The 26,174-nt window shown below is 65.9% G+C and carries 19 protein-coding genes; 14 read left to right on the top strand and 5 right to left on the bottom strand.

Going from position 1 to position 26,174, the window contains the following annotated elements:
• The 5 genes from NS355_RS09060 to NS355_RS09080 form a co-directional block, all read left to right on the top strand.
• Positions 1-433, top strand: a 433-nt coding sequence (locus tag NS355_RS09060) for a porin (protein ID WP_244489620.1), incomplete at its 5' end; no start/stop codon positions are given.
• A gap of 33 nt (positions 434-466) precedes the next feature.
• Complete coding sequence (locus tag NS355_RS09065; protein ID WP_058745408.1) at positions 467-1,768, top strand: CitMHS family transporter; 1,302 nt, start codon at positions 467-469, stop codon at positions 1,766-1,768.
• Between the two features lie 4 nt (positions 1,769-1,772).
• Positions 1,773-2,420, top strand: coding sequence for a YjbE family putative metal transport protein (locus tag NS355_RS09070; RefSeq protein WP_058745409.1), 648 nt, complete (start codon positions 1,773-1,775; stop codon positions 2,418-2,420).
• Positions 2,421-2,457: 37 nt separating this feature from the next.
• Entirely contained in the window at positions 2,458-3,114 is a 657-nt protein-coding gene (locus tag NS355_RS09075) for an alpha/beta fold hydrolase (protein ID WP_058745410.1), read from the top strand.
• Between the two features lie 87 nt (positions 3,115-3,201).
• Positions 3,202-5,331: a TonB-dependent siderophore receptor gene (locus tag NS355_RS09080; protein ID WP_058745411.1), complete on the top strand. Its 2,130-nt coding sequence runs from the start codon at positions 3,202-3,204 to the stop codon at positions 5,329-5,331.
• 373 nt (positions 5,332-5,704) lie between these two features.
• Here the strand turns inward: NS355_RS09080 and NS355_RS09085 are convergent, their stop codons facing one another.
• From NS355_RS09085 to NS355_RS09095, 3 genes are all read right to left on the bottom strand, one after another.
• The gene (locus tag NS355_RS09085) at positions 5,705-6,934 is read right to left on the bottom strand and encodes a glycoside hydrolase family 27 protein (RefSeq protein ID WP_244489621.1); all 1,230 of its coding nucleotides are present in this window, start codon (positions 6,932-6,934) and stop codon (positions 5,705-5,707) included.
• Positions 6,935-6,949: 15 nt separating this feature from the next.
• Positions 6,950-8,296, bottom strand: coding sequence for a glycoside hydrolase 5 family protein (locus tag NS355_RS09090; protein WP_058745412.1), 1,347 nt, complete (start codon positions 8,294-8,296; stop codon positions 6,950-6,952).
• A 108-nt stretch (positions 8,297-8,404) separates the two neighbouring features.
• On the bottom strand, positions 8,405-10,882 hold the full coding sequence (locus NS355_RS09095; protein ID WP_058745413.1) for a glycoside hydrolase family 3 protein: 2,478 nt from the start codon (positions 10,880-10,882) through the stop codon (positions 8,405-8,407).
• A gap of 189 nt (positions 10,883-11,071) precedes the next feature.
• Between NS355_RS09095 and NS355_RS09100 the strand changes: the two genes are divergently transcribed.
• Together NS355_RS09100 and NS355_RS09105 are read left to right on the top strand one after the other, a co-directional pair.
• Positions 11,072-11,821, top strand: a complete 750-nt coding sequence (locus tag NS355_RS09100) for a GDSL-type esterase/lipase family protein (protein ID WP_058745414.1) — start codon at positions 11,072-11,074, stop codon at positions 11,819-11,821.
• A 3-nt stretch (positions 11,822-11,824) separates the two neighbouring features.
• Positions 11,825-13,111 carry an ROK family transcriptional regulator gene (locus NS355_RS09105; protein WP_430727003.1) on the top strand — a complete coding sequence of 429 codons (1,287 nt, stop codon included), beginning with the start codon at positions 11,825-11,827 and terminating at the stop codon, positions 13,109-13,111.
• Positions 13,112-13,169: 58 nt separating this feature from the next.
• On the opposite strand, the gene NS355_RS09110 is transcribed toward NS355_RS09105, so the two are convergent.
• On the bottom strand, positions 13,170-16,487 hold the full coding sequence (locus NS355_RS09110) for a TonB-dependent receptor (RefSeq protein ID WP_058745415.1): 3,318 nt from the start codon (positions 16,485-16,487) through the stop codon (positions 13,170-13,172).
• Positions 16,488-16,695: 208 nt separating this feature from the next.
• Between NS355_RS09110 and NS355_RS09115 the strand changes: the two genes are divergently transcribed.
• From NS355_RS09115 to NS355_RS09125, 3 genes are read left to right on the top strand one after another with little or no spacing between them, the layout of a single operon-like run.
• A complete protein-coding gene (locus NS355_RS09115) occupies positions 16,696-18,222 on the top strand; it encodes a tryptophan halogenase family protein (RefSeq protein ID WP_058745416.1) in 1,527 nt (508 codons plus the stop codon).
• Complete coding sequence (locus NS355_RS09120) at positions 18,219-19,523, top strand: tryptophan 7-halogenase (RefSeq protein WP_084787752.1); 1,305 nt, start codon at positions 18,219-18,221, stop codon at positions 19,521-19,523. The genes NS355_RS09115 and NS355_RS09120 overlap by 4 nt, the downstream gene beginning before the upstream one ends.
• Entirely contained in the window at positions 19,520-21,025 is a 1,506-nt protein-coding gene (locus NS355_RS09125; RefSeq protein WP_058745418.1) for a tryptophan halogenase family protein, read from the top strand. The genes NS355_RS09120 and NS355_RS09125 overlap by 4 nt, the downstream gene beginning before the upstream one ends.
• Here the strand turns inward: NS355_RS09125 and NS355_RS09130 are convergent.
• Entirely contained in the window at positions 21,022-22,071 is a 1,050-nt protein-coding gene (locus NS355_RS09130) for a cupin-like domain-containing protein (RefSeq protein WP_084787754.1), read from the bottom strand. The two genes, NS355_RS09125 and NS355_RS09130, sit on opposite strands and share 4 nt — an antisense overlap.
• A 130-nt stretch (positions 22,072-22,201) precedes the next feature.
• Between NS355_RS09130 and NS355_RS09135 the strand changes: the two genes are divergently transcribed.
• Genes NS355_RS09135 through NS355_RS09150 form a run of 4 tightly spaced genes read left to right on the top strand, consistent with a single transcriptional unit; the run spans position 22,202 to position 25,788 of the window.
• A complete protein-coding gene (locus NS355_RS09135) occupies positions 22,202-23,320 on the top strand; it encodes an SGNH/GDSL hydrolase family protein (protein ID WP_058745419.1) in 1,119 nt (372 codons plus the stop codon).
• Positions 23,320-24,126 carry a polysaccharide deacetylase family protein gene (locus NS355_RS09140; protein ID WP_084787755.1) on the top strand — a complete coding sequence of 269 codons (807 nt, stop codon included), beginning with the start codon at positions 23,320-23,322 and terminating at the stop codon, positions 24,124-24,126. The genes NS355_RS09135 and NS355_RS09140 overlap by 1 nt, the downstream gene beginning before the upstream one ends.
• Positions 24,123-25,592 carry a carboxylesterase/lipase family protein gene (locus NS355_RS18720; protein ID WP_058745420.1) on the top strand — a complete coding sequence of 490 codons (1,470 nt, stop codon included), beginning with the start codon at positions 24,123-24,125 and terminating at the stop codon, positions 25,590-25,592. The genes NS355_RS09140 and NS355_RS18720 overlap by 4 nt, the downstream gene beginning before the upstream one ends.
• Before the next feature lie 4 nt (positions 25,593-25,596).
• Positions 25,597-25,788, top strand: a complete 192-nt coding sequence (locus NS355_RS09150; RefSeq protein WP_058745421.1) for a hypothetical protein — start codon at positions 25,597-25,599, stop codon at positions 25,786-25,788.
• Positions 25,789-26,174 lie beyond the last annotated feature (386 nt).

Here is a 26,174-nt window from a genome sequence, read left to right on the forward strand (position 1 = left end):
CGAGCTGGGCGGCTATGTCGGCCCGGTCTGGGTGATGGCCGAGGCGGGCGAGCGCCGCGCGCGCCTGACCGGCGGCCGTCCCGATTTTCTTAGCAAGGCGTGGAGCCTGTCGGGCGGCTGGTTCGTCACGGGCGACCTGCCCCCCTATAACCCCCGCCTCGGCAGCTTCGGCCAGCCGCGCGTCCTGAAGCCGATCTTCGAGGGCGGACCGGGCGCGATCGAGCTGACCGCGCGCTACGAAAATCTCGATTACACCAGCCTGTTGACCGGTGGGCGCGGCTGGGCCGCGACGGCGGGCGTGAACTGGTATCTCAACAGCTTCACCCGGCTCCAGTTCAACTGGGTGCACTGGGACACCGACAATCGCGCAGGGACCTATACCGGCCCCGACAGCGGCGAGACGATCGGCACCCGCATCGCCGTCACCTTCTAAACACCCCTTTCTCCTCTCACGGAGCATCCTTCGATGGATCTTGCCCTGCTTGGCTTCCTGATGGTCGCCACCTTCATGACGCTCATCATGACGAAGCGGATGACCCCGCTGGTCGCGCTGATCGTCGTGCCGACCGCCTTCGCGCTGATCGCCGGTTTCGCGTCCGGCCTAGGCGACATGATGATCGACGGCATCAAGAACCTCGCGCCGACCGGCGTGATGCTGCTCTTCGCCATTCTGTTCTTCTCGATCATGACCGATACCGGGCTGTTCGATCCGCTGGTCAACCGGCTGTTGCGCGTCGTGCACGGCGATCCGATGGCGATCCTGATCGGCACGGTGGTGCTGTGCGCGATCGTCAGCCTGGATGGCGACGGGTCGACGACATACATCATCACCATCGCCGCGCTGCTGCCGCTCTACAAGCGCTACGATATGAACCGGCTGTATCTGTGCTGCCTGCTCATGAGCACCAGCGGCATCATGAACCTGACGCCCTGGGGCGGGCCGACCGCCCGTGCCGCCAGCGCGCTGAAGCTCGATCCCGCCACCCTCTTCCTGCCGCTGATCCCCGGCATGATCGCCGGGCTCGCCTTCCTGATCGGCCTCGCGATCTGGTTCGGCCGCAAGGAGCGTCGCCGCATCGGCCATGTGAAGGCCAACGAGCCGACCGCCTTCACCGGCATGGCCGTGTCGCAGTTCCCCGAGGCGCGCCGCCCGCACCTGCGCTGGTTCAACGGCGCGCTGACGCTGGCGCTGATCGCGGGGCTGGTCTCGGGCATCCTGCCGCTGTCGGTGCTGATGATGCTGGCCTTCGCCATCGCCATGATCGTCAATTATCCGCAGGTCGCCGAGCAGAAGGAGCGGATCGCCGCCCATGCCGGCAACGTCCTGTCGGTGGTTTCGCTGATCTTCGCCGCCGGTATCTTCACCGGCATCCTGTCGGGCACCGGCATGGTCGAGGCGATGAGCAAGGAAGTCGTCGGCTTCATCCCACCGGCGCTGGGGCCGTATATGGCGCCGATCACCGCGATGCTCAGCCTGCCCTTCACCTTCTTCATCTCCAACGACGCCTTCTATTTCGGGATGCTGCCGATCCTGGCCGAGGCGGGCGCGCATTACGGCGTGTCGCCGATGGCGATCGCCCGCGCCTCGCTGATGGGCCAGCCGGTCCATCTGCTCAGCCCGCTGGTCCCGTCCACCTATCTGCTGGTCAGCCTGGCGGGCATCGACCTGGCCGATCACCAGCGCTTCACGCTGGTTCCCGCCGCCGTGGTGTGCGTGGTCATGACGCTGGTCGGGATGGCGGTCCTCGCCTTCCCGCTGATGGGCTGATCCGATGGCAACGCTCTGGCAGCATATCGTCGCCGACTTCGCCGCGATCGGCACTCCGGCCGCGCTCGCCGCCTTTGCCCAGGTCGTCATGATCGACGTCCTGCTGGCCGCCGACAATGCCATCGTCGTCGGCGCACTGGCGGCGGGGCTGCCCCCGGCGATGCGGCGCAAGGTGATCCTGGTCGGCGTCATTGCCGCGCTCGTCCTGCGTATCGGTTTCGCGCTGGTGGTGACGCAGCTGCTCCAGATCGTCGGGCTGGTGCTGGCGGGCGGCTTGCTGCTGGTCTGGGTCGCGTGGAAGATGTGGCGTGAGCTGCGCGGCGGGGCGGACGCGGACGATCCCCTCGCCCAACAGGCCCCGCGCCGCTTCTGGGCCGCCGCCTGGGCGGTGGCGGTCGCCGACATCTCGATGAGCCTCGACAATGTCCTGGCGGTCGCAGGCGCGGCACGCGACCATCCCGGCATCCTCGCCATCGGCCTGATCCTGTCGGTCGCACTGATGGGCCTGGCCGCCAATGCCCTGGCGCGCGTGATCGAGCGCTATCGCTGGCTCGCCTATGTCGGACTGCTCGTGATCCTGTGGGTCGCGGGCAAGATGATCTGGGAAGGGCTGACCGACCCGGCACGCGGCCTCCTGACCCTGTTCGCCTGACGCCTCCACGCACCCTCATTCTTCGGGAAACATAGCCATGATCCGCAACGCGCCGCCCCTCGTCCTGTTGCCCGCCATGGGATGTGACGGACAGCTTTGGGCCAGGCAGGTCGTCGACCTCAGCGACATCACCCATCCGATGCTGGGCGACCTGACCGTCGACGACACGCTGGAGGCGATGGCGGCCCGCGTGCTGGCCCATGCCCCGCCGCGCTTCACGGTCGCGGGGGTCAGCCTGGGCGGCTATGTCGCGCTGGAGATCATCCGGCAGGCCCCGGAGCGGGTGCAGCGCGTCGCGCTGTTCGGCACCCGCGCCTCGATGCAGATGCGTCCCCGCACCGTGGCCGATCAGGGCCTGCTTGCCACCGCCCCGCATGCCGACCCGACCCTGACCCCGATCGTCAGCGGCCCTGTACAGGCCATGGCCGAGCGCGTCGGCGCCGCCGTGTTCGAGCGGCAGCAGCGCGCCCTGCTTGCCCGCCCCGATATCGGCCCGGCCATCGCGGCGGTGCGGGTGCCGACGCTGGTGGCGGTGGGCGATCGCGACCGCATCTGCCTGCCCGCCGACGCGCGCGAACTGGCCGATCGGATCGAGGACGCACACTTCCATGAGATCCGCCATTGCGGCCATCTGGCCCCGATCGAGCGCCCCGGCGAGGTGACCATGTTGTTGCGCGACTGGTTGCAAGGCTGACGGACACCTCGCGGCGCTGCCGCAAACCATGGTTGCGCCCCAATGCTATCAGCGTTATTGCGAGTCGATAGCGATAAGGGGTGAACCATGAATGTCCTGAACGGAGCGGCCAGCCTGGCCGCCCTGCTGATCTGTGCGCCCGCCATGGCGACCCCAACCGACCCCATCGCCGATACGCCACCGCCCGGCGAGGACATCGTCGTGACCGGGCGGGCGCAGCGTCTCTATCGCGTCGAGATGACGACCGTCGGCAAGGCCGCCGAGGACCCGCTGAACATTCCGCAGGCCCTTCAGGTCATCAACGAGGAGCTGTTCACCGATCAGGGCGCGCGCGACGCAACCGATATCTACCGCAACATTTCGGGCGTCAGTGCCTTCAGCTATGCGGGCATCACCTTTCGCGGCTTTCGGCAGGACCAGTCCTTTTATGACGGTCAGCGCGGCAATCCCTTTATTGGCTTTTCGGTGCCGCAATTGTTCACCGTCAGCCGGGTCGAGGTGCTGAAGGGACCCGCGGGCCTGTTCTTCGGCCCAGGCTCGCCCGGCGGCATCATCAATTACGTCTCGAAGACGCCCAGCGAGGTCAGCGCGTTGCGCACGGTCGCGACGCTGGGCAATTACGGTCGCGCGGGCATCTCGTCCGAGGCGACGGGCAAGGTCGATGCGAACGGCGTCGTCACCTATCGCCTCGGCGGCTTCTATGAGGCGATGACGCCCTTCCGCTACAATACGAAGAATACGTCGTTGATCGGCGATGGCGGTCTGTCCTTCCGCACCAACCAGGGCGGCAAGCTGACCGTGCAGGCCACGGTCTACGACAATTTCCTGCGCGGCAATCGGCTGCGCGGCGTGCCGGTCGATGATGACGGCAATTTCCTGGGCGATATCCGCTGGAACGCCAACGAGCCCACCGACTTTCTCCATCTGAAGTCGCAGGCCTACCAGGCGCGCTACGCCACCGATATCGGTGACGCGATCACCTTCGACGCGGGCGCACGCTATTTCAAAGCGACGGAAACCCAGCAATATCATGAGGCCCGCGGTTTCGTGAGCGGCAGTACCGACCTGGTCGCGCGCGAATTTCGCGACCAGATCCGCGACGTCGACGGCCTGTCCTTCATGGCCAACGCCACCGCCAAGGTGCCGCTGTTCGGCATGGTCCACAAATTCCAGGCGGGAGCCGACTGGTATGACGAGACCAGCATCCTCAACTCACGCATCCTGCGTTCGGGCGTGACACCGCTAAGCCTCAGCAAGCCGGTCTATACCGTGACCGGCCGCGACGTGGCGCGAATCGCCGCCCTGCCCTTTGCCAAAACGGATACCCGCACCCGGCGCAAGGGCGCCTATCTTCAGGATCAGGTCAGCGTCACCGACGCCCTGCTGCTGGTCGGCGGGGTCCGCTACGATCGGTTCGACGACGCCGTGACCACCAGCACCGCCGGACGCGTCACCGCGAACCCGTCCTACAGCGATGGCCGCTTCACCTATCGCGCCGGGGCGATCGTCAAGCCGCGCAAGGACGTGTCGCTCTACGCCAGCTGGTCGGGCAGTTTCGAGCCGCAGAACGCCGCCAACCAGAACCCGGATGCGGGTGGTCCCTTCGCCCCGGTCACGGGCGGGCAGATCGAAGGCGGCGTCAAGTCGGTACTGCTGGGCGGGCGGCTTCAGGCCAATGCGGCGGTGTATCGGATCGTCCGCCGCAACATGCTTCAGGTCGACCCCAGCCTCGCGCCCGTCAACGGGCAGGACCAGCTCCGCCCCATCGGACAGGTGACGAGCAAGGGGGTCGAGATCGATCTGGCGACCGACATCACGCCCGACTGGGTGCTGATGGCCAATTACGCCTATAACGACACCCGGATCACCGGCACCGTCGCGGGCCAGTCGCTGACCAATGCGGTCGGCAACCGCTTCGCCAATGCGCCGCAGCACCAGCTCGGCTTCTGGACCCGTTATCAAATCGCCCCGATCGGCACCGCGATCGGCTTTGGCGGCGAATATCTATCGAGCCGGATCAGCGTCGCTGGCCAGGCAGTTCAGCCCTACATGATATTCGATGCCTCGATCACCAAGTCGCTGGGCATTATGGAAGTGATGCTGCGCGTCGATAACCTGTTCGACAAACGCTACGCCGCCTCCGGTTTTTCGCGGCAAAGCGGGAGCTTCCCGGGCGAACCACGGACCCTGCTGGCGGAACTGCGGTTTCGGTTCTGATGATGTGCCCCCCGGTTTTACCATCCATCGCGAACCAGGCCGGATCGACATTCAGCGTAGCCGGATCATGCCGGCGGGGAGGTGAACGACGCCAGCGCTTCGAACACTCGTTCACGGACGCCAGCATGGCACCAACGGCTGAAACGCCGATGCACCGCCTTCTACTTGCCGTAACGTTCCGGAAGATCACACCGACGCGCGCCAGAGCACAGAACCCACAGACATCCATTGCGCCAGCACCGCGCCGGCGAGTGCCAGCCCTTCGTCAGCAGTTTGACCCAGTCCTCGACATGGACTGGCATTTATCGCACGCCTGACGCGTGCCATTCGTTTGTGTGAGCAAGTTGACGGCCTGAAATGCAATACGTTAAATTTAGACAGACAATCGGATCATAACGACGCCATGCGGCGCAACTTCGGCGCCATAACTTTTAGACAAGCGTCCCAAATCCTTATGCTTCCACAGGTCGCGACCATGCAGCCTGAAGCCGGTAGGCAAACCCAACTTCGCCCAGTCCGCAACAATCCGTGCGGGTGCCTCGCCCCGATTCCACAGCAGCAGCGTCCGCCCGCCATCGGCCATCGGCTTGACCCAGACCTCCTGCTTGCCGTCGCGCGCCACGCGGTGCCCCTGGGCGCCCAGAGGATCCTGATCGACCGCGATCACGTCCTTGTTCAAGAGGATGTCGCGCGTCGCCGCCGACATGCCCGCCACGTCATTACCCGCGATGAGCGGCGCGGCCATTATCGCCCAGAGCGAGAAATGCGCACGATATTCGGTGTCGCTCAACCCGCCATTGCCGACCTCCAGCATGTCTGGGTCATTCCAGTGGCCCGGCCCGGCGAAGGGCCATAGCGGTTCGTTGAGATCGACGATCGACGCGACACCCCAGCTATAGCCGTGCTTGCCTTCCCATTTGTCGGTAATGTCGCCGGTCGTCCGCCACATATTGCCGATCTTGGCGCCCCAGAGCCACGGCCTGGAATTGCCCCACTCGCAAAGCGAGAACAGAATCGGCCGCCCGGTCGCACGCAGCGCATCGGCCATGGTCGCATAGGCCTCCTCCGCATTGCGGATGCCGGTCGAGCACCAGTCATATTTCAGATAATCGACGCCCCAGCGGGCATATTGCAGCGCGTCCTGATATTCATGCCCCTGGCTACCCGGACGCCCGCCGCAGGTCTTGGTGCCCGCGTCGGAATAGATACCGAACTTCAGCCCCTTGGCGTGGATATAGTCGCCCAGCGCCTTCAGCCCGCCGGGAAAGCGCGTGCGATCCTCGGCGATGAAGCCGTTCGCGTCGCGCGTGCCGTGCCAGCAGTCGTCGATGACGATATACTCGTATCCCGCCGCCTTCATGCCGTTGGACGCCATCGCGTCCGCCGTCTTGCGGATCACCGCTTCGTTGACGTTGCAGGCGAACTTGTTCCAGCTGTTCCAGCCCATGGGCGGGGTCTGCGCCAGACCATTTGCGGTCCGCTTGGGGTCCTTGGACGGGGCGAGCGTGTTCGGGTCGGTGTCCAGCACCTCCTGAGCTAGAACCGGTGCGGCCTGGAGCATGAGCGCGGCGGCGGCCAGTGGACGAATGACGCGACGGAGCATGATGATCGTCCTCGCTCAGCGGGTCTTGGGAAGGCGCGCGATCGCCTTGGCATGTTCGGCGACCAGCCGGACAGTCGTGTCGCCGGTGAAGATGCCATACCACCCCTGTGGTTCGTGCGGGGGATCGCCCATATATTGGCCGTCGCCGTCGCGGAAGCGATAGTCGGGATGCTGCGCCCGCGCCTCGCCGTTCCAGGCCCAGAAATTGGTGCCCGCGATCGGCCCGCCAGACTGCATGTCACGCAGCGCCGCGGCATAGATCAGGCCGTAGAAGCGGTCTTTGAACGTCGTCGCAACCTTGGGATCGTTGCTACCGCCGTCACGCGGATAGCCGAATTCCTCGATGATCAGCGGCTTGCCCAGCTGCCGCGCATAACCGACATGCTTGGCGATATAATCCTGGGTCAGCGTCTCGCCGCGCTTGTAGGTATTGGCGAGGTCGGTCTGCTTCACCCAGTCCCAATTGTTGGGCCAGATATGCGCGGTCAGATAGTCGATCTCGGGAATGCCATGCTCGGCCAGGACGATCCCCGGTTGCTCCAGCGCGCCCTTCAATCCTTCCGAGCCGGTGCAAACCAGATGATGGGGGTCGAGCGACTTGATCAGTTTCGCGCTGTCGCGCACCCAGCCATAAAACTGGTCGAGATCGGCATGCGCCGCGTCGCCCGCCGGGCGTGGCTCGTTGGATAGCTGCCACGCCATGATCGTCGGATCGGCGGCATAAGGCTTGCCGGTGACGCTGTTCGTCCGCGAAACGACGGTCCGGATCCAGTCGTCATACATCGCCTTGGCGCGGGCATTGCCGTAAAATTGCGCGTTGAAATTGGCGAAAGCGGGCCAGGGGTGCGCGGGATCGTTGGCGTTGATGTACGTGCCGCCGTTCACATAGGACAGATAGGTCATCATGCCGCCCGACCACTCCCAGAAGTTGGTCAGGTAGAGGACGGCCCGCATGTCACGCTTGGCCATCTCGGCGAGCGCATAGTCGAGCCCGGCGAGCAGCGTCTGGTTGATCGTGGTGGCGGTGCGGAAACCCGGCTTGATAGAGTTGCGCAGCGGGCCTTCCTCGGCGGAGGCGAGGATGCGCAGGTTGGTCACCCCCATCGCCGCCAGCGCGTCCAGTTCGCGGCCCAGCCGCGCGCGGTCGCCATAAGGGGCGTCGGCACCCAGATAGGCAGCGTACCAGATATTGGCACCGGCGAAGCGATAGACGTCATCGCCGATCATCAGCCGCATGCCGTCGCGCCGAACGAAGGCGCGTTCCCCGGCCTTCGCGTCGCTGGCCAGCGCCGGGACGCTCGCCGCACCAGCCAGCAGCCCCGCCGTCCCCAGAAATCCGCGACGATCCATCGCCTTCGTCATCCTCTCACTCCCCTGTTCGTCGCGGTCCCTTGGCGGGCCTGCCATGATCGACATTCCGTAGAAATCAGGGGCGGCCCGGTATCGAGCCACCCCCGCCCGATCCGCCGTTCAGCGGACCCCGCAGCTGACCGGCCCCGGAGGCGCGCTGGCGATCCGGATCGACGATATGTCGAGGTTCAGCTTGCCGCTGGTGGCGATGATCCAGGGCTTGGACACGGCGCCCATCGCCACGCCGCCATCGGCGAAGCAGCGCAGCGGCACCGCGAGTTGGCGCCACTGGCCCAATTCGCCCTTCAGCGCCCCGGTGATCGGCACCGAGGCCGTCTTGCCGCCATCCATGCCCAGCGTCACCTCGCCGCTCGGCGCGCCGGTGACGCGGTAATCGAGCAACAGGCTGAGCTGTCCGTTGGACTCGCGGGTGATGTCGATCGGCTTGGCCTCCTCGATCGCAGCGCCCGCCAGAGCGGTGCCAGCGAAGGCGAAGCGAAGGCTGTCCTCCTGCGCGGAACGATCGACACGGGTCTGCTGGACCGGCCCCATTACGTTCAGCCGCGCCCCCGCGACCACACGACCGCGAACGAACAGCGCGTTCTGGTCGCCCGCCGCCACCGCCGGGCGTGCCTCGCTCAGCATCGGCACGGTCGTGCCCTGGCCATAGGTCAGGCCATAGCCGAGCGGGAACAGCGGATCGTAATTGGGATCGCGCTTGTTCAGGACATATTGGTCGAGCCGCTTCGGCCAGGAGAAGCTGAGCTTGCCGCGGAAGTCGTTGCGCGGCTTGCCGTCGCGGCCGGCGATCAGCACGTCGGCGACGCCGCCACCCTCGGTGCCGGGAAGGAAGGCCGCGACGAAGGCATCGGCGGCGTTAAGCTCAGGGTTCACCCAAAGTGGACGACCCGACAGAAAGACCGCAACCACGGGAATCCCGGCCGCCTTCAGCTTCTTCAGCAGCGCCAGGTCGCTCTTGTCTTCCGGGCTGTACTCCAGTGTCGGGCGGTCACCCGTAAATTCAGCATAAGGTGTCTCGCCGAAGACGACGATCGCGGCGTCGGGCTTGGCGGCATAGCTGCCGTCGACCGCCAGCGTCGCCTTGCCGCCGCCCGCCTTGACCGCCTCGTCGATGCCCGACCAGATCGACTGGCCGTTGGGGAAATTGGCATTGGTGACGCCGGTCCCCTGCCAGGTGATCGACCAGCCGCCCGCCTGCTGACCGATATTGTCGGCACCGCGCCCCGCCACCAGGATATTGGCACCGGGCTTGAGCGGCAGGATATTCCCGTTGTTCTTCAGGAGGACGAGCGACTCGCGCACCGCCTGACGGGCGATCGCGCGATGCGCGGGCGCGCCGATCAGGTCGAACTTGCCGCTGATCGGCCGCGACGACGGACGTCCCGCCTCGAAGCTGCCCGCCAGCACCTTGACGCGCAGGATACGCCGTACCGCATCGTCCAGGCGCGCCGCCGGAATCGTGCCATCCTTCGCCTCGCGCAGCGTGTTGGCGTAAAGCTGCTTCCAGCCCGGTCCCGAATACATGAACATGTCGAGCCCGGCATTGATCGCGGGCGCGCAATCCTCGTTGGTGCAACCCGGCACCTGGCCATGCGCATTCCAGTCGCCGATGGTGAAGCCGTCAAAGCCCATCCGGCCCTTGAGCACGCCGGTCAGCAGACTCTTGTTGCCGGTCATCTTGGTGCCGTTCCAGCTCGAGAAGCTGGGCATCACGGTCAGCGCACCCGCGACCAGACCGCTGCGATAGCCTGCGGCATGAACGTCGCGAAGCACCTCCTCGGACACGCGCGTATCGCCCTGGTCGCGACCGCCGGTGCCGCCATCGCCGAGGAAATGCTTGATCGAGGATATGACATGTCCGGGCCTCATGAAGTCGCCACCGACGCTGCCCTGAATCCCCTCGACCATCTTGCCCGCATAGGATTCGACGATCGCCGGATCCTCAGAATAGCTTTCATAGGTCCGGCCCCAACGGTCGTCCTGGACCACGGCAACGGTCGGCGCGAAGCTCCAGTCGATGCCGGTCGCCGCCGTCTCGGCCGCCGTCGCCGCGCCGATCTTGCGGATCAGCTCGGGGTCGCGCGCCGCTCCCAGCCCGATATTGTGCGGGAACAGCGTCGCGCCAACGATATTGTTCGCGCCGTGTACGGCGTCGGTGCCCCAAATCAGCGGGATTTGCGGGCGACCGTCGCTTCGCTTAGCCGACGCGTCGTAAAAGGCGTCGAAAAGCTTCAGCCACTCGGGCGCGGGGGCGAATTCGTCGTTATTGGGGGCGGAATTGCCACCGTTCAGTATCGAGCCGAGCTTGTAGGTCTCGAGGTCCTTCGGGGTGATCGAGGCGATGTCGACCTGGATCAGCTGGCCGACCTTGTCTTCAACGGTCATGCGCGACAGGATCTGGTCGACCCGCGCTTCCACCTTGGGATCACGCTGGCGTTTCAGGGGCAGCTTGGGCCAAAGATCGGGATGCGCCACGGCGCTTCCAGTGTCGGCTGCGGGTGCCGTCTGCTGTCCGATCGCGCCGCCGCTCAGAGCGGTCGTCGCCACGATCGTGATCAGGATGCGATGAAACGCCATGAAGTATCCTCCCCTGTTTTTATGCCCCGACGTGCCGGTTTCCAGACGCCGCTGTCAAGAAAACTTATTTCAAATTTTCTTATCTCGGGATTAGGATCGTCATCACCCTGGCGGCAATTCATGTGGCAGGGAAGGGAGAGGCGGCATCCGGCAGTCGGAGGCAGGCTGATTTCCGTGCCGGAGAGTTCGATGCGCTACGCCCCTGCCCTGTTGATCCTGATGGCGACCACGGTTTCCGCACAGCAGACGCCCACCGCCCCTGCCGCCGCACCGACGCAGAAGGTGCCCGATGAAGGCGAAATCCGGTTGCACAACGACTTCGGCTGGCTCGGGCGCTACCGCGACGCCAATGCCAAGGTAATAGGGCCGGTAACGATCGTCTTCATAGGCGATTCCATCACACAGGGATGGTTCGACAAGATGCCCGGCTTCTTCACGCCCGGCCGGATCGGTCGCGGTATCGGCGGGCAGACGACGACGCAAATGCTGCTCCGCTTTCGCCAGGACGTGATCGACCTCAAACCGCAACTGGTTCAGATCATGGCGGGCACCAACGATATCGCGGGCAATACCGGCCCGATGACGCCCGAACAGACCGAGGCGAACATCATGTCGATGGCGGAACTGGCCCGCGCGCACGGCATCCGCGTGATCCTGGCCTCCATCCCGCCCGCCGATCATTTCCCTTGGCGGCCCGGTCTCGACACCGCTTCGCGGATCGCAGTACTGAACACCTGGATGCAGGACTATGCCAGGCGCACCGGTTCGACCTATGCCGATTACTGGTCGGCACTGCACGACGGACAGGCGACCCGCGCCAGCTTCACCTACGACGGCGTTCACCCCAATGAGGCGGGCTACGCCGTGATGGCGCCCGTCGCGGAAGCCGCCATCCGCACTGCGCTCTCCAGCCCCCGCCCCCGTCCGATCGCCAATTGAGGTTTGTCAGGATGGCAGATACCAAGACGGAAATTCGAGGAGGGGGTTACGCACAGACTATTTGGAAAGCCCCAGGCCATCGATCCGGTCGTCGGGGCGAACCGGCGTGATGCACGGCTGTCTGTCTCGCTATCCGGGACGAACCTTGCCCGGGCGGGCGATTATAATCTGCGCACCGTGCTGCAGGCGATACGCCTCCGCCCCGACATCACGCGGGTCGATATCGCACAGCAGACCGGGCTGACCACCGCTGCGATCGCCAACATCACCGGCAAGCTGGCCCAAGCGGGGCTGATCAAAGTAGCGGGGCGCCGATCCGGGGGGCGCGGCCAACCTGCCCTGAAGCTGACGATCGAGCCTGACGGCGCTTTCGGGATCGGGATCAACGTAGATCGCGATCACCTGACCCTGGTGACGCTGGACCTGGCGGGCGAGGTGCGGAGCCGGGTGACACGCGAAATGCGCTTTCCCATGCCCGGCGATCTGCTCGACTTCCTCCGCGACGAACTCGACGCCGCGATCGCGAAAGGCGGCCTCGACCGGAGCCGCATCGTCGGGGTTGGTGTGGCGATACCCGACAAGATGGGGAGTATCGCCATACCGCACTCGCCCCCCGGCTATGCCATCTGGGACGAGACCGATCTCGTCGATCTGCTCAGCGCGTTGCTGCCGTGGCCGATCCACTGCGACAACGATGCCGCGGCGGCGGCCCTTGCCGAGGCGGAATATGGGACCGGTTTTGACAATCCCAATTTTTTCTATCTCCTGGTCAGCGCAGGGCTGGGCGGCGGGTTGGTGATCGATCGCCATCACCGGCGCGGCGCATCCAACCGGTCGGGGGAGATCGGATTGATGCCCGATCAGGGTGGCGGCCGCTCGGAGGCGTGCGTGCAAGATACGGTGTCGGTATCCGCGCTGCTCCTGCGACTGGCAGAGGCGGGGCATCGGGTGTCGAGCGTACCCGCACTGGCCGAACTGACCGAGGCAGCGGAGCCACTCATAGAGGACTGGATTCAGGATTCGGTGCGTGCGCTTGTCGGGCCGATCATCGCGGTCAATTGCCTGATCGACCCCAATGCGATCCTGATCGGCGGCCGGCTGCCGCCTGTCCTCGTCGCACGATTGGCTCATGCACTGGCCGAGAGGCTGGCGGCGGTCGCCATGCCTCGATCGGCCCCGATCCTGCCTGCGAGCATCGCCATGGACGCATCGGCCGTCGGCGCAGCGATCCTGCCCTTTCTCGACCGGCTGGTCCCCTCAGATGCCACGTTGATCCAAGCGGGGCGATGATCCGAAAAAGGGCCGCGGCCTGTGACCGCGGCCCAGTCATTTTCCCCGGGAGGGAGACTTAGTAGGTCAGGCGGACGCTCAGCTGAAACTGGCGGTCGCTCTTGAACCAGGTACGCGGTGCCTCCAGCCCGGTCTGGTTCAACACGAACGTCGTCCGCGTCGTCGCGTCGAGCAGGTTCTGCACCTGCAGGCCGATCTTGAACTGCTTGTTGACCGTGTAGAACAGCGAGGCGTCCGCCTGGCCCGTCGCCAGCGCATAGACCGGCAGGAACGGGAAGCAGCAATCGCGGTTGGTCAGCAGATACTTCGACCGCCAGCTATAGGCGATACGCGCATAGATGCCGTTGAAGTCGTAGAAGGCCGAGACGTTGAAGTTGTACTTGGACAACTGAGCCAGCGGCAGGGTGTTGTAGAGCCCAGCGACGTCAACCGGCGGACGGCTGCCATCGGCAGGACCGTTGTTGGGCGTCGCATTCGGGATCTTGCCCGGATCGATGTAGGTGAACGTGGCCTGCGTCCCCAAGCCGCGCAGCAGGCCCGGCAGGAAGTCGTAGGTCTGCTGGTAGGACAGCTCTGCGCCCTTGATGTGCGCGGTGCCCGGTGCGTTGGCCGGGCCGTTCACCGACACGGCGAAGGTCTGACCATTGTTGGTGAAGTTCCGCACGAAGCCATAATTGTCCAGGATGATGTTGGACAATTCCTTGTAGAACACCGCACCGGTCAGCGAGCCGACCTTGGCGAAGTACCACTCGGCCGTCAGGTCGAGTTGCTTGGCATCGACAGGGCGGAGATACGGGTTACGCGCGCTCGACTGGAAGCCGTACGATCCGGTCGTGTTGCCGCCCGACGGCGTCAGCCCGACGAAGTTGCGCAGGTCGTTAAAGGCCGGGCGCGAGATCGCCTTGGACGCAGCAAATCGGAACAACAGAGTGGGAGTGACCTGATACTTCAGGTTGAGGCTGGGCAGCCACTTGTTGAAGCTCTGGCGCGCCACATCGGTGGTCGAGGCTCCGTTGGAGAAGGCGACAACCGCCGCCTGCTGGGCCGCTGTCAGCGTACAGATCGGACGGACCGTGTTGTTGGTGTTGGGCGAAGCACAGAAAGCCGCGACGTTCGCGAAGCCGCCCAGGGTCGTGCTGATCTGCGGGAAGGTTACGCCGCCGACCGACTCGTCCTGGGTGCGGACGAAGCGCAGGCCGATGTTACCCGAAAGGCTGGTCTGGCCGCCGCCGATATTGTCGGCACCGAAATCGACACGTGCATAGGCGGAATAGGTCCGCTCACGTACGTTGTAGACTTCGTTCGGCAGGAAATACCCGTCCACCAGGTTCGTGCCGCGATCCTCCAGCGGCGTATAACCGCCGCCTGACGCCTTGGTCGCCTGGCGAAGCAGTGCCGTGAGGGCGTCATGATCCGTCAGCAATGAGTCACGGAGTGCGATGGTCGTCGGCGGGGTATTTGCCTGACCGCGATAGAAATCCGTGAAGTTCAGGCCGGTGACGGCGCCCGGATATTGAGCAGCCGTCGCCGGGCCACCCGAGGTCCAGGTGTCCGATACCGCACCCCAATTGTTATAGTCGTTGGTTTTCACCGTCTGATCGCGATCGGAGTAACGGCCGCCGACACGAACCTTGCGCAGGAAGGAATCCTCCGACAAGTCATATTGCGCATCCGCCTTGAACGCCCATTCATGGCCGTCGCTGTTGGTGCGATTGTTCATCGCGTCGCGGATATAGATCTTGGTCGGATCGCTGAAATAGGCCGCAGCAGACTGGCCATTGGGCGGGATGACCGAGACCTTCGGCACGCCGTTGCGGCCGTCGATCGACACGCCCGAGAAGGTCGCCAGCTCGACGACGTCGTCCGAATCCCGACCCTTCGAATAGACATACTGGCCATCGAAGTTGAGGTGCAGGCGGTCGGTCGGATCCCACTTCACGTTCAGCGACTGGTCCTGCGTGAAGCCATCGGTCTGGAAGTAGCGATTGCCGAGCGTGGTGTACTGGCCGCCGCCGTTGCGGATCAGCGTCCCCGAAGTGAACAGGCCGTTCGCGTCATAGGTCGGCTGGTTGAAGGTCTGCCCGGCAAGCGGCGCGTTGGGGTTGTAGCCCTGCGGGAAGATCTGGTTGGCGTCGGCATAATAGACGTTCGGTTCGACGGTGTGGTCGAGCCACGTCTGCTTCGACTCGGCCCGCAGGAACTGTGCGGTGACCAGCAGGTTGCCACGCGCATTCTCATATTGCGCCGCACCCGAATAGCCGATGCGCGTGCGGTCAAAGTCTTGCATACGCGAACCGGCGCCCAGCGGCACATAGGCCACATTGCGACCCGACGGGACGGGGTAATGATCATAGGCGGTCGCGGCATAGGGCGTGCCCGCGTTGATCGTCCGGCCCTCACCAGCGTCCTGCTGGCCATTGCCGTTGGTGTCGTCGTTATAGCGCGGGATGAACGCGGAATAGAACACCGAATCCGAACGGCTGAACTGTTCATTATAGCTCGCGCTGGCCAGCAGGCCGAAGCGACCGCCATTGCCGAGTTGCCACTGCTTGGAGAACAGGCCCACGACGGCCGGCGCGCTACGCTTGGCAAAGTCGCCATAGTTCACGCTGCCCGACAGATAGACCAGCGTGTCCTTCGTATCGAACGGCTTGCGGGTATTGATGTTGACGGTGCCCGAGATGCCGCCTTCGATCAGATCGGACGTCAGGTTCTTGAACACCTCGACCGAGCCGACCAGTTCGGTCGGCACGTCGTTGAAACCGATCTCGCGACCGCCCGACACGCCGAAGCTGTCGCGGCCGTTGAATTCCCCGCGCACATAGCTGAGGCCGCGGATCGTGACGCCCGAGCCCTCGACCGAGAAATGGGCTGTGTCGCTGGCGGCGGCGAAACGCGTGATCGCGACGCCCGGCACGCGCTGCAGCGCTTCGTTGACCGATCTGTCGGGCAGCGCGCCGATATCCTCGGCGGTGATCGCGTCGACAACGGTGTCGGCGTTGCGCTTGATCGACTGCGCATTGGCCAACGACTGACGGAGGCCGGTGACGACGATGTCGCCTTCGGTCGCGCCCTGCGCGGCGGGGGTCTGTACGTCGGCGGGCGTCACGTTGGACTGGTCTGCCGCTGTCTGGTTCTGAATCGAGACGCTGTTGGAGATCGGCTTTTTGCCTGCGGCGGCACCGGCCGGCACGCTGCTCGTGGCGGCGTCGGTCTGCGGCTTGCTCTCATCGTCGCGCGACGACGGCGCGGGGGCGGTCTGCGCGAACGCGACCGACGGGATGAACTGCGTGGCCGTGCATAGGGCCACCAGCGACGCCGTTGCCGTCAAACGATTGCGGCGCGCATTCTTATGCGCACGATGCCGTTGAATCATCCCCTCTTCCCTCTCCTAGAACCGCTTTTCGGCGGGTAGACCTGTTCGTATCACGCACAAGTTTCAGCTTGCTCAGCGCGTGGCCAAATCGACGGCTAAAGCGGTACCGGATCGGGCACAAGCAAATTATAGAAACTTGATTTAGTTATTACAGAATTGCAATTTAGTGTTGCTGGCCGGTGACACCAGCAGGCTATGGAGAGGCAGAATGGCGGGTGATCCCATGGCCGATCGGCCTGTTCGCGTGGTGGTGGTCGGCGGAGGCACAGCCGGGTGGATGACGGCGGCTGGCCTGGTCGGGCTGTTATCCAAAGCTTGCACCGTCCATCTGGTCGAGTCCGAAGAGATCGGCATCGTCGGCGTCGGCGAGGCGACCCTGCCGCATTTGCGTCTCTATCTGGAGCGATTGGGTATCGACGAGGCCGAGTTCATGGCCGCAACCGATGCGACCTTCAAACTGGGTATCGAGTTCCGCGACTTCGGCCGCATCGGCGACCGCTATATCCACCCCTTCGGAACCTATGGTCGCCCGCTGGGCGGCGTGGGCTTCCATCATTATTGGCTGCGACGCCGGGCGGAGGGTGCGGATGTGCCGCCCATCGGCGCTTATTCGGCCGGAGTCGTGGCGGCCGAGACCTGTCGGTTCGAGCGGCCGGGAACGGATCCGGACGATCCCACCACAAGTTTCGGTTATGCTTATCAATTCGACGCGACCCGCTTCGCACCATTTCTCCGCGCCTGGGCCGAGAAGCGCGGCGCGCGCCGCACCGAGGGTCGTGTGGTTTCGATCGAGCGCAACGGCGGCGACGGCACGGTCGGCGCGGTGACGCTGTCCGATGGCGCTCGCATCGAGGGCGACCTGTTCATAGACTGCTCGGGTTTTCGCAGCCTGTTACTCGGCCAGGAACTGGCGGAGGCATGGGAGGACTGGTCGCACTGGCTACCCTGCGACCGCGCGGTGGCCGTGCCGAGCGTCCGCCCCGACGCCCCGACCGAACCTTTCACCCGCGCCAGTGCGACCAAGGCGGGCTGGCGCTGGCGTATCCCGCTGCGCCACCGCGTCGGCAATGGCCATGTCTATGCCAGCGCCTTTTGCGGCGACGATCAGGCGACCGAGGCGTTGCTGGCCGGGCTGGACGGCGCTCCCCTCGCCGACCCGCGTTTCCTGCGCTTTCGGGCCGGTCGGCGGCGACGCAGCTTCGTCGGCAATGTCGTGGCGATCGGGCTGGCCTCGGGGTTTCTCGAACCGCTCGAGTCGACCAGCATCTATCTGGTGCAGGCGGCAATCACCGCACTGGTCGAGCATTTCCCAGATGCGCGGGTCGAGGCGGTCGACCGAGACGGCTTTAACGCCGCGATCGATGCCGAATATGACCGTATTCGAGACTTTCTGATCCTCCACTACCACGCCACGACCCGCGCCGATTCGCCATTCTGGAATCACGTCCGCACGATGACGGTGCCCGATAGCCTGGCCGAGAAGATGGCGCTGTGGCGCGCGACGGCACAGGTGGCGCATTATCGCCACGGCCTGTTCCTCGAGCCGAGCTGGATCGCGGTCTATCTGGGACAGGGTATCGTGCCGCACGGCTGGGACCCGCGCGCCGATCGGCCCGATGCCGCCGGGCTCGACCGCGCACTGACGGGACTGTCGCGCGCGATCGCCGACCGGGTCGGGCAGATGCCGCCGCACGACCGCGCACTTGGGCTGTCGGGTGCGGGAGCGGCCGCGTGAACAGCCGTAGGTTTCCCGGCGCTATCGCAGTGGTCGGTGGCGGTCCGGTCGCACTAGCCGCGGCGGTCGGTTTCGCCAAAGCGCTGCCCGAGGCATCGATCGAATGGGTGCCCGCGATGGTCTCGGACGCAGCCCTGGCGGATCGCTGGCCGCTGGTCCTGCCCTCGGCCCAGGCGATGCTGGCCCGGCTGGATTGCCCACCCGAATTGCTTCTCCGCCACGGTGTGGCGACCCCGCGCCTTGCCACCCGGTTTCTGGGCTGGGGACCGGGTAGCTCACCCTGGATGGTCGGTGACGAACCGGCGCCCGGTCCACCTGGGGTTGCGCTGCATCAGCTATGGCTGAGGGCCGAAACGGAACGGCCCTATCATGCGCTGAACCCTGTTTGTGTCGCGGGCGAAGCCGGGCAGCTTGCCGGGAATATGCAACCGGCGCTCCACTGCAAGGCACGCGCGCTGAGTCAGGGGTTGGCGTCGCTCGCCCGGCAGAGCCGCGTCATCATGGGGCAATCCCCCCTGACCGGGGTTGCGCGTGGTCGGGATGGCGTCGAGGCACTGCAATTGGCCGACGGCCGCGAGTTGGCGGTGGACTTCGTGATCGACGCGACCGGGCCCGATCGACTGGTCGCCACCTCGGACGGCTTCAACGGGTGGGACGATGCACTGCCCTGCCGCTTCCTTTGGATCGAACCCGATGCGGCAGCGCCATCGCTGGTCGACACATATCAGGCCGTCGAGGGTGGCTGGACCGCGCGCTGGCCCGGCGCGAAGGCGACCGCGCTTGTGCAGGGCGGCGGTATTCCGATCGCAACCGGCCGCCTCGACGCGCCATTGCGCGGCAATGTCCTGGCTCTCGGGGAAGCGGCCGTGCAGCCGGGTCCTCTGGGCCTGACTGGTTTCACATTGGCATTGGCGGGACTTTCGCTGGCACTGGACCTGTTGCCGGTCGGTGGCGACACCGCGCTGCTGGCGGCCGAGTATAATCGCCGCGTCGGTCAGCGTGCCGACCGGATGCGCGACTTCCTCGCTGCGCACCAGATCGGCCTGGCCTCCGGGGCTGACGCGGTAATACCGCCTTCGCTTGCGACGACGCTGGCGCAGTTCACGCGGCGCGGCACCCTGACCCCGGTCGACGAGGACTCCGTCGAGCGTGACGCCTGGATTGCTGTGCTGATCGGCCAGGGACTCCGGCCTCAGCGGCCGGACCCGATCGCGCTCGGCCTATCGCGGGACGACGCCCGGCGCCTAGTTGCCAATTATAATGGACAGGCGCGCGCCGCCGCCGGAAAGCGCGGGGCATGACCCATCCTCCCATCGATCACGTCGTCATCGTTGGCGGAGGCACGGCCGGCTGGATGATGGCGGCCGCCGCCGGACGCTATCTCGACAATGGCACGCGGCGCATCACGCTGATCGAATCCGATGCGATCGGCACCGTCGGCGTGGGCGAGGCGACGATCCCGTCGATCCTCAATTTCAACGCGCTGCTCGGCATCGACGAGGCGGAATTCCTTCGCGCCACACAGGGCAGCTTCAAGCTGGGCATCGAGTTCGTCGGCTGGCATCGCCCCGACAGCCGCTATGTCCACCCCTTCGGTCATTACGGCCGCGACATTCAGGGGCTGAACTTTCATCAGCTCTGGCTGAAGATGCGCGAGCAGGCGGGAGTCGGCCCGATCGGCGATTATTCCGCCTCCACCGTCGCGATGGAGCGGGCCGCGTTCGGGATGCCGCAAAGCGATCCCCGATCGCCCTTGTCGGGCTTGGCCTATGCCTATCATTTCGACGCCGGTCTCTATGCCGCCTTCCTGCGCCGCCAGGCCGAGACCGATGGCGTCACGCGTGTCGAGGGGCGGATCGTCGCGGTCGATCGCGCCCCGAATGGCGATGTCGCGGCGGTACGACTGGACGATGGCCAGCGGATCGCGGGTGACCTATTCGTCGACTGTTCGGGTTTTCGCAGCCTGCTGCTGGGCGAGACGCTGGGCGTCGGGTTCGAGGACTGGTCGCATTGGCTCCCTTGCGACCGCGCGATCGCGGTACCCACCGAGCGGACCGAGCCGCTGCTCCCCTATACCCGCGCAACCGCGCATCAGGCGGGGTGGCAATGGCGTATCCCGCTCCAACATCGCACCGGCAACGGCGTCGTCTATGCGAGCCGGTTCATGGACGACGACGACGCGGAGCGGTTGCTCCTGTCGCGGCTCGACGCCGAACCCACCGCCGCCCCCCGACGCCTGTCCTTCACCGCCGGATGCCGCACGCGGCTGTGGGAGCGCAATGTCGTGGCGCTGGGGTTGGCGGGCGGGTTCCTGGAACCGTTGGAGTCGACCAGCATCCATCTGATCCAGCAGGGCATCTCCAAGCTGTTCGCCCTATTCCCCGACAAGCGCATGGTGTCGGTCGAACGCGATGAATATAACCGGCAGATGGGCGACAATTACCGCTCGATCCGGGATTTCATCATCCTCCACTATCACGCGACGGCGCGCGACGACTCCCCCTTCTGGGATCATGTCCGAACGATGCCGCTCCCCGACACGCTGGCCCGCAAGATCGCGCTGTTCCGTGAGAAGGGACGGATCTTCCGCTACGAGGACGAATTGTTCGCGACGCCGAGCTGGGTCGCGGTACTGCTGGGACAGGGCGTCATGCCCGAAGGCTATGACCCGGTGATCGACGCGTTGGACGAGGAACGCGTCCTGACCGCGCTTCGCCAGATGCGCCAGGCCACGGCCACCGCCGTCGCGACCCTGCCGCCACATTCGGTCGCCTTGGCGCAGTTGATCGGCCGATCGCCCTAGGCGGAGCCGAGCATCCGGCGAAGAAACCCGCGTATCCGCTCGTCGCGCTCCGGACTTGGCGGCCCCAGGATGCCGCGCGCCGATGGGGGCAGATGGTCCGCCACGCATGCCGCCTCTTCGCCGAAGACATAGAGGTCGAACCATTCGCGAAGCGCCGCCCGCTCCGCTGCCGGACGGTCACGTACCGCGAGAATTGCATGGACCAACGCGGAAAACGGTGCGTCGGGCGTGCCGCGCGTCCACCAGTAATTCACCAGCAGGTTGAGTGCCCCCTCCGCCCGGATCTCATGCCACCACATGGCGGGGATATAGATCGCATCGCCCGGTTCCAGCAGGACCATCTGCGCCGACGCCTGCGCCGATGCGAAACGCGGGAAGCGGGCGAGGTCGGGCTGCTCCAGATCGACCATGCTGGTCGGCTGCCCCGCCATCGTCATGTCGAGCGGACCGACATAGAGGTTGGCGGCCTGTTCGGGCGGAAACAGGACGACCCGGCGACGCCCGGCAGCGACCACCGCGACATTGCTCGCCATGTCGTAATGGGCCGAGACCCGGCTGCCATTGCCGATCCACAACCGGGCCTGCGCATCGCCGACCGGCAGCGGGAGTGGGTGATCGCGGGTCCAGCCCGGGAAATGATCGGCAGCGGTGCTCGCACCCGCATAAAGCGCGGCGGGCTTCTCCTGACCCTGCGCATCGACCAACGCCTCGAGCAGCAGCGGCAGCGGAATCTGCGCGCGTTCGAAGTTGAAGCCGGAGAAATCGGCCCGGTAGAAGAAACGCCCCCCGATCGAAGGGTCACCTGCCATCAGCCCGAGCGGCCGGCCACCATCATAGCGCCGCAGATAGTCGGCCAGCGGGACCACGCCCCGGCGCCCGACGGCGACGACAGGCCAGTGCTCGACCAACCCGCGCATGACCACCGGTCGCGCCGCCTCGACAAGGACCAGGAAGTCCTCGAGCGTGGTCGGCGCGGCCACCTCCGTCACCGGATCGGCTCGTCCTATCCAGTCGTCAGCGATCGTTGCCCCAGCGTCTTGCGTCATCACAAACCCACCGTGTCAGCGAATACATAAAAAAGAAAATGTTTTCCGTTGCATCGCGCCGAGCCGCGATTAGCAATCTCCGCGAGGGGCAAAGAATGGGTTTTGACCGCCCTGATTTCGAGGAGAGTCGATGCCCCGCCCACCAGCCCCCATTCTATCCATGATCGCGAGCCTGTCGCTGGCCAGCCTGCCCGCCCATGCGGAACAGACGGACGTGATCCGACCACTGGCCCGGACGGCCCCCACCGGGACGCCGTTACCGCTGCACGTCGGCGGTCGGGTCGTCGCGCGGGACGGCTATCGACGGCAATGGCCGGGCACCTACTGGGAGGCCGCCTTCCGGGGTCCCGCCGTCGATCTGGCGGTCGGCCCCGGCGCCGTGTCGCTGCGCATCTGTGTCGATGGCGGGGCTCCCGTATCGCTGGTCCGGCCAACGCCCGGCCTCTACCGCATCGCCGCCAAGGGCTCGGGAGCCCATCGGATCCGCGTCGATGTGGCCAACGAGAGCCAAGCCGAGCCGACCGTGCTGCGCGGCCTTTTCGCGCCCGAGGGTGTAACGCCCCTCCCCGCTCCCGCCGCCCGCCCGCGCCAGATCGAATTTATCGGGGACTCGCACACAGTCGGCTATGGCAACACCTCGCCTGTTCGCCAGTGCAGCCAGGACGCGATCTGGCGGACGACCGACACGACACAGGGCGTAGCGGGGGTGACGGCGGCAGAATACGATGCCGATTATCAGGTCAATGCCATCTCCGGGCGGGGAATCGTCCGCAATTACGGCGGGTTTGCCGCCCCGACCCTGCCCGAGGCTTATCCCTTCGCGCTGTTCGATGATCGCACGCCCGCCGCGACGCCAGACTGGCATCCGCAGGTCGTGGTCATTGCGCTCGGCACCAACGACTTTTCGACCCCGCTCAAGCCCGGTGAGCGCTGGGCCGATCGCGACGCTCTCCATGCCGACTATGAGCATGATTACGCCGCTTTCGTCGGACGGCTGCGAAAGGCCTATCCCAAGGCCTTTTTCGTCCTTTGGGCGACCGATCTCGCGGATGGCGAGATCGCGCGCGAGGTCAGCAAGGTAACCGAGACGCTGCGGGCGGGCGGCGACCGGCGGGTGGCCTTCGTCCCCGTCAACGGCCTGTCCTTTACCGGATGCGACGCGCACCCCAGCGTCGCCGACGACCAGCGGATCGCCCTGGCGATCGAACGCACCATCGATGCGCAGCCCGACATCTGGGCCGCCCGCTGATGCGCTCGCTCCGCCCGATCCTAGCCACTCTGTTCGTAGCCAGCGTGTTCGCCATGCCGGGCGAAGCGGCGACCCGCTGGCCCGGTGGCGCCAAGGCCGCCGTCGTGCTGACCTATGACGACGCCCTGCCCTCTCAGCTTGATCATGCGGTCCCCGCGCTCGACGCTGCCGGACTCAAGGGTACCTTCTTCCTCGCCAATGTTCGCGCGCAGGACGTGGCGCGTTGGCGGGCGGTCGCGCGGGATGAGCATGAACTGGGCAATCATACGATCTTCCATCCCTGCCGTGCCGCCGCCTTTCCCGCCGACCCGCGCTACACGACCGAGGCCTATACCCCGGCAAGTATGTTGAAGGAGATCGCACAGCAGAATGTCCTGCTGACCGCGCTGGACGGCAAGACGCGCCACGGCTTCGCCACGCCGTGTGGCGAGACGAAGGTCGGTGGTGTCGACTATCTCGAACCACTGCGTCAGGCGGGTCTGGTAACCTATGCCCGCGGGGTCAGCGCATCGCCGGCCGAGCTGTCCGCCGATGTCGGCGCGATCGACCCCATGCACGTCCCCGCTCGCGGCTTCGGCGAGGGCGACGACGCCACCAGGATGATCGCCTTTGTCGAGGAGGCCGAGGCGGGCGGCGGCATGGCGGTGCTGCTGTTCCACGGCGTCGGCGGCGATCATCTGGCCGTGACCGATGCGCAGCACCGCGCCTTCATCGCCTGGCTGAAAGTCCATCGTCGCGAGCTGTGGGTCACCACGCTGCAACAGGCATTGGACTGGGCCAAGGGGCAGGCGAAGGCGGTCAAGTGAGCATCTTGGTCGCCGCCCTGCTGCTGAGCGCCTCGACGCCGCAAGCCCCCCGCCCGGCACCGATCGTCACTGTTGCCGAGGGCGCACTTCGCGGAACCCAGGAGCCGGACGGCCGGATGCTGTTCCGCGGCATCCCCTTTGCCGCGCCGCCGACCGGGCCACGGCGCTGGCGTCCACCCGCGCCTGCGACGCCGTGGCGGGGCATCCGCGATGCCGGGACCTCCGCCCCTTCCTGCCCGCAGCTCGACGAGGGGTGGAACCGCACCAATGCGGCGGGCGCGAGCGAGGACTGCCTATATCTGGAGGTGGGGACGCCAAATCTGTCCCCGGCCCGCCCGCTACCGGTGATGGTGTGGATCCACGGAGGCAGCAACCGTTCGGGCGGGGCGCAGGGCACGATCACCTCCTCGCTCGTCAGCCGAGGCATCGTGCTGGTTTCGATCCAGTACAGGCTCGGTCCGCTCGGCTTCATGGCACATCCCGCACTGACCGCCGAATCGCCTGCCCGTGCCTCGGGCAATTACGGGCTGATGGATCAGCAGGCGGCGTTGCGCTGGGTCAGGCGCAACATCGAACGCTTCGGCGGCGACCCGGCCAATGTCACGATCTTCGGCGGCTCGGCGGGTGGGCAGGATGTCGGGCTGCAACAGCTTTCACCCGGCGCGAGGGGACTGTTCGACAAGGCGATCGAGCAAAGCGGCACCGCCGGGTTCGGCTGGGCCCCACGCGATCTGCGGCAAAGCGAGGCGATCGGTGAGGAGATCGCGCGAGGCGCAGGCCTTTCGCGCGTCTCTGCCGCTACGCTTCGGACCATCGCGGTCGATCGGCTGCTGCAAGCCGCGCGCGGCATCGCGACGCCCGCCGGGCTTCCCGATGCGGGGACGGTATGGCTCCAGACGACGGTCGACGGGCAGGTCATCACCGCGCCGCCGATCCAGACGCTGGCGCGCGGCGATGGGCAGCGCGTGCCGCTGATCATCGGATCCAACACGCGGGAAATCGACTTCTTTCACGATCCGGGGGACGCGCGACGGGGGCTGGCCGAAGCGTTGGGCCGCCATGCTCCGTCCGGCAAAGACTTCGCCACCGCCGGAGAAAGGCTGGCGCTGGCGACCGATCTGGTCTTCACCTGCCCTGCGACGCTGGTCGCCGATCTACGGCGGCGGGCGGGCGTTCCGGTCTGGCGCTACGACTTCGGTTATGCCCCGCCGGGCGGCGCAGCGGCCACCCACGGTTCGGAGCTTCGCTACGTCTTCAGTCGACCAGGCGAGAATGGCGTGCCGCCCGACGCCCCGGCGCTACAGGCCTATTGGGTCCGGTTCGCGCAGACGGGCGATCCCAATGGGGTCGGGCTTCCCGCCTGGCCGCAATGGGACGGAAAGCTGGCAGGCCTTGCCTTCGGCGAAACCGGAACGACAGCGACGATCCGCACACCGTCGATATGTGCCAGTGCCCGCTTTCCTTGAGGCGATGCGGCGGCTCGGAAACGCCCTTTCGGCCACCATGCTGGTCACCGCCAGCCCGGTACGGCCCGACGACGAGACGATGACGATCCGCGGCGGCATTCTCTATACGGCGGCGGGGAAACGAGTGACTCTGCGCGACGTCAACGAGATGCTCTCGGTTCCGACCGATCCCACCGGCGCGCGTACCACGCCGTAAATCGCCCGGACCGGCGCCAATGCCGTCCGCATCTTCTTCCTGTCCGACTATCCGGCGGAAAGGCTCAACGCGATCCTGGCCCGTGCGGTGGCGAATGGGCTTATCCCGATCGTCGAATGCCATGCCGCGATGGCGAAATGGGACAGACTGGGACAAGGAGTATGCGATGCTCCTCGACAACTGGCCCGTCTTCCAGCGCGCTGACCCACACCATGCGATCGTTGGCTCGGCGCACAGTTATTGGGTGGGGACCGAGGATGAGCGAAAGGCCCCGCACCGCATCATCATTGTGAAGGTGACGCAAGATGATACCCTTTTCTTGCTCCGGCGAGGGGCCAACGGGGACCGGCTGGAATTGCAGGCCCTCTCCCTATCGATGGGCAATG

The sequence above is a fragment of the Sphingomonas yabuuchiae genome, assembly GCF_001477495.1.
Lineage (GTDB): Bacteria > Pseudomonadota > Alphaproteobacteria > Sphingomonadales > Sphingomonadaceae > Sphingomonas > Sphingomonas yabuuchiae_A.